Source organism: Bifidobacterium goeldii, from assembly GCF_003951095.1.
GTDB classification, from domain to species: domain Bacteria; phylum Actinomycetota; class Actinomycetes; order Actinomycetales; family Bifidobacteriaceae; genus Bifidobacterium; species Bifidobacterium goeldii.
On the sequence record NZ_QXGL01000018.1, the window covers coordinates 1 to 4,453 of the forward strand.

General features: G+C 54.4%; 3 protein-coding genes and 1 pseudogene. 3 read left to right on the forward strand and 1 reads right to left on the reverse strand.

From position 1 onward, the window contains the following. Positions 1 to 62 precede the first annotated feature (62 nt). A complete protein-coding gene (locus tag D2E25_RS10375; RefSeq protein WP_125982558.1) occupies positions 63 to 1,526 on the forward strand; it encodes a Maf family protein in 1,464 nt (487 codons plus the stop codon). 116 nt (positions 1,527 to 1,642) lie between these two features. Here the strand turns inward: D2E25_RS10375 and D2E25_RS10380 are convergent, their stop codons facing one another. Further along, positions 1,643 to 2,755 carry an aldose epimerase family protein gene (locus D2E25_RS10380; RefSeq protein WP_125982560.1) on the reverse strand — a complete coding sequence of 371 codons (1,113 nt, stop codon included), beginning with the start codon at positions 2,753 to 2,755 and terminating at the stop codon, positions 1,643 to 1,645. 288 nt (positions 2,756 to 3,043) lie between these two features. On the opposite strand from D2E25_RS10380, the gene D2E25_RS10385 reads away from it, so the two are divergent. Then, a complete protein-coding gene (locus D2E25_RS10385) occupies positions 3,044 to 3,955 on the forward strand; it encodes a carbohydrate ABC transporter permease (protein WP_125982562.1) in 912 nt (303 codons plus the stop codon). Positions 3,956 to 4,152: 197 nt separating this feature from the next. Next, a pseudogene (locus D2E25_RS10390) lies at positions 4,153 to 4,453 on the forward strand (carbohydrate ABC transporter permease); the annotation flags it as partial.

A 4,453-nucleotide genomic window follows, 5' to 3' on the forward strand; every position in this document is an offset into this window, starting at 1 on the left:
CCGCTCCCGGTCACGCTCCGCGTCGCAAAATGCAAGGTAGGGAACTTAAGCCAGGAGGGGTTATGTCTATTCCGCTGATTCTTGCATCTCAATCGAAGCCGCGCCGCGATGTGCTGTATGCGGCTGGCATTTGCCCCACAATCCGCGTTTCGCACGTGGATGAGCCCGCCGCGCTCGAAACTGCTGCGCGCGAAGCTGGCATTACGGTTGATGAGCTCAGCGTTGACCGCCGTGTCATGATTTTGGCCGAGGCGAAAGCGCAGGCTGTACATCGCGCGTATCTCAACGTGGCTGATACGGCTGCTGCTGCGGTCGGTGAGCGCGTGATCGCCTATCCGTTACGCGCTGAAGCCGTACAGGCTGAAGATGCTGCGCGGGCGCAGTCGGCTGATGCTGCAGATGTGCCAGCAGACGCTGCTATCGACTATTCCAAGGATCGTATTGCCACTACGCGTGACTTCTCTGGCGTAGATATTCCGACCGTTACCGAGCCGATTTCTAACATCATCGCCATGCAGCCTGGACTCACGCGCGCTACGGTCGGCCCGCTGATTATTGGCTGCGATTCGATGTTTCTGATGGACGGTGAATGCTATGGCAAGCCGCACTCTGCCGAGGTTGCGCGCGAACGGTTGCGTCGCATGCGCGGCAACAGTGGCGAACTGTGGACTGGTCACTGTGTGATTGACTTTGCTACCGGGCGTGTGGTGCGCGGCGCTAGCCATGCGATCGTGCATTTTGCCAACTATTCTGACCGTGATATCGAACGGTATATTGCTACCGGCGAGCCGCTCGAAGTGGCTGGATCATTCACGCTTGAAGGCTTCGGCGGTGCATTTATTGACGGTATTGAAGGCGACCCGCATGGCATTATTGGCATCAGCTTGCCGCTGCTGCGCAAGCTTGTTGGTGAGCTTGGGATTGACTGGACTGACTTGTGGAATGTGAAGCGCGGTGAAAGCGCGCCTGAAGCTGCAGATGCTGCCGGTATTCCGGCTGCTGGTAAAGACAATCTGCCACCGGTGGAGAATGTGCATCAGCCTGGCGACGGTTGGGTGAGCTGCGCGTGCGGCCGTAAACATTGGGGTACCAACGGTGCGTCCGGCATTCTGCTGGCACGTCGCGATCCGTCTACTGGCAAAGTGACGCATGTAGTGATGCAGCATCGTGCGGCGTGGAGCGCAGAAGGCGGCACGTGGGGTATTCCCGGAGGCGCTACCGCGGATGGCGAGTCGCCGATCGAAGGCGCATTGCGCGAAAGCTACGAGGAAGCGAACATCACTCCGGAAGATATCGAAGTCGTTGGTTCGTATCGTGAAGATCACGGACCATGGGCGTACACCACAGTGTTTGCGTTCGAAAAGCCGGGGCATACGGTTACCCCGCGTGCGAACGACGATGAGAGCATGGAAATCTGCTGGGTGCCGATTGATGACGTGCCGAATCGCAAACTGCTGACTGCAATGAAAACCGATTGGCCGCGGTTTGCTGCGCGTCTTGATGCGCTGGCAGCGACGTATCGCTGATCATCCAGTGGAGCGAGAACGCATATCACTCAGCCGTGCGGGAAGACTCGCACGGCTGAGTGATATGCGCATGAGTGACGTACGCGCATATGCGCATACGGTGTGTGGTAATCGCGCTAATCGCTCACATCAAACTGCCACGCGATGCACAGGCGATAATGCTGACCGGCTGGTAGCTCAGAGGAAATCTGCGAATCATCATTAATGGAATTCGGCACAAAACCAGCCTCCAACGCAAACCCTGCGTACGGGTGGTACACATGGCCACTCGCGCCGCCGACCCCATCCATGTACCCCGCGCTGTAGAACAACACAGCCGGCGTATTAGCGCGTTGCGTCATCGTAATGCCAGTGCGCTCGCTGGCGGCAACAGCTACGGTGCGCATGCCAGTGATTGGGTCAGCAGGCGCCGCGCCTTCCAATACGCCGTGAGCATCTTCAAATACAAAGGCGTGATTGTAGCCGCGCGCGCGTTCGATCTGCGGGTCGTGAACATTGCGACCGCAGCGCAATGCTTCACCGATGCAGCGCGGTTTGCGAAAGTCCATTGCTGTACCAGCTACTGAATCCGTGTGCAATGGAATCGAATCGTTGGAAATCGGGCAAAACCAGGGTGTTGGAATCGTTAATGTCTGGTCGAGCATGTCACCGCTGTCCTCGCCATCAAGATTCCAATAGGAATGGTTGGTCATATTTGCAATGGTGGGTGTATTGCAATCGGCGTCAATGGTGAGGCTCAGTGTGTTGCCAACTATTGCGTAATGGGCCTGCACGCTCATGTGCCCGGGGAAGCCTTGATCGCCTTCGGGTGAGTCGAGAGTGAGCGTTACGGCGTTGCTTGCGGCTTCGACTACTTGCCAGCGGCGATGTTCGAATCCGCGCGGACCACTGTGTGAATTATTGCTGCCATCGTTTGCGGAAAGTGTGTACGTAACGCCATTAATAGTGCAGTGCGCATTGGCGATGCGGTTTGCATTGCGGCCGATAATTGCGCCTAAGCAAACGTCGTCATGCAAGTAATCCAATGCGGTGGGCATGCCGAGGAGCACGTTGGTTGGTGTGCCGTGACGGTCAGGAACGATGACGCGCATGAGCCGCGCGCCGTAATCGGTGATGCGCACAGCAATGCCGGATGATGAAGCAATATTGAACACGCTCGGGGGTGCGGTGGGGGATGAGCTTGCCGGGCGGCTATCCGGTAGTGTGCGATTTGATGTTGTTATGTACATGGCTTAACGGTAAAACGATATTCGCGAACGAATGCGCGTAATGCATGATGGATATGAACATTCACGATGTAGTGTTTGCGGGTAAAAGCCAATGATTGCAAGGGTTTTATGCCGTAGGGCTGAGATTTTGCTCTGCTCATGAAAGCAGTAATGAAACATATCGGCGCAATTCTGCAGGAGGTTTACGCGCGTTTTACGGCGTGATCGTTATATGTTGGTTTATGATAGTTATTGTGCTTTTCCGATGGAGGAGAAGCCGGTGAACCACTTCAAGGGAGAGGGGTTGGAATGACTGCAACAAGTTCTTCCGCTACGGCTGCGCGTGTGAATCGGCATCGTGCTGATTGGCGTGGTTGGAAGTTTATGTGGCCGTTTGCGGTTGTGTTTGTGTTCGTGTTTATCGTGCCGATTGTGTATGCGATCTATATCAGTTTCTTTCAGAAGAAGATGATTGGTGGCACGGTATTCGTGGGGCTCGCGAATTATGCGCGTTTGTTTGGTGATACGCAGTTCTGGTCTTCGGTGGTGCGTGTTGCTTTGTTTACGCTTGTTCAGGTGCCGATTATGTTGTGCCTGGCTGCTTTGATGGCTCTGGCGCTTGATTCGATGAAGTTGCATGGTACGAAGTTTTTCCGTATTAGTACGTTTTTGCCGTATGCGGTGCCTGCTGTGGTGTCGACCATGATTTGGGGTTTTGTGTATGGCGCGAAGTACGGCCTGGTTGGAAGCCTGAATGACCTGTTGGGTACGAATATTGACGTGTTGGCTCCTTCGGTGTTGCTGGCGTCGATCGGTAATATTGTGACGTGGGAGTTTACGGGTTATAACATGTTGATCTTCTACTCCTCGTTGTCTACGATTCCGCACAGCTTGTATGAGGCTGCTTCGATTGATGGTGCGTCTGAGTGGCAGATTGTCAAGTCGATTAAGTTGCCTGAGTTGCGTGGTTCGTTGGCGATTACGGTGATTTTTTCGATTATTGGTTCGTTCCAGTTGTTTAATGAGCCTTCGATTTTGCAGAATATGGTGCCGGGTAATGCGATTACGACGTATTACACGCCGAACATGTACGCGTATAACCTGAGCTTCACTGGTAACCAGAGTAATTATGCGGCTGCACTGGCGATTGTGATGGCTGTGATCACGATGGCGATCGCGTATGCGGTGCAGTTGAACAGTATGAAGGAGCAGATGAAGTAATCCTTGTCGTCTAGCCGGGCGAAGGGGATGATCAATATCGCTGAGCTCGGCTAGTAGGCGAGTGTAGTTTCTTCTGGTTTTTCCTGTGCGGTGCGGCCGCTCGGTCGTCCGCTTGATATGAATGTTGTTATTGATGGAATGCTGGCCGTCATTGTTGACGGTCAGGTGATCGGTTTTGGTTGTGAGGAGTGATTGGTATGAGTGATGCTGCTTCCGTGTCGCTGCGGGATCAGGAGCGTGCTGCTCGTCGTGCTGAGCGTGAGCGTCAAAAGAGGGTCGCGCGTGATGAGAAGGCTGAGCGTAAGCGTAGTGAAAAAGCGGGTTTTGCGAATGTGAATAATCCGCGTCGCTCAAAGTTGCTCACGTTCCTGTGTGCGATTTTTGCGGTGTATTGCTTGTTCCCGTTCGTCTACCTGGCGGTGAATGCGACGAAGACGCAGGCTGATTTCACGAGCACGTTTGGCTTGGGTTTCGGCCGTAGTTTCGCGCTGTGGGACA

Excerpts from the sequence above, each read along its gene's own strand:
- D2E25_RS10375 (WP_125982558.1), top strand. The coding sequence starts at position 63 with ATGTCTATTCCGCTGATTCTTGCATCTCAATCGAAGCCGCGCCGCGAT.
- D2E25_RS10380 (WP_125982560.1), bottom strand. The coding sequence starts at position 2,755 with ATGTACATAACAACATCAAATCGCACACTACCGGATAGCCGCCCGGCA.
- D2E25_RS10385 (WP_125982562.1), top strand. The coding sequence starts at position 3,044 with ATGACTGCAACAAGTTCTTCCGCTACGGCTGCGCGTGTGAATCGGCAT.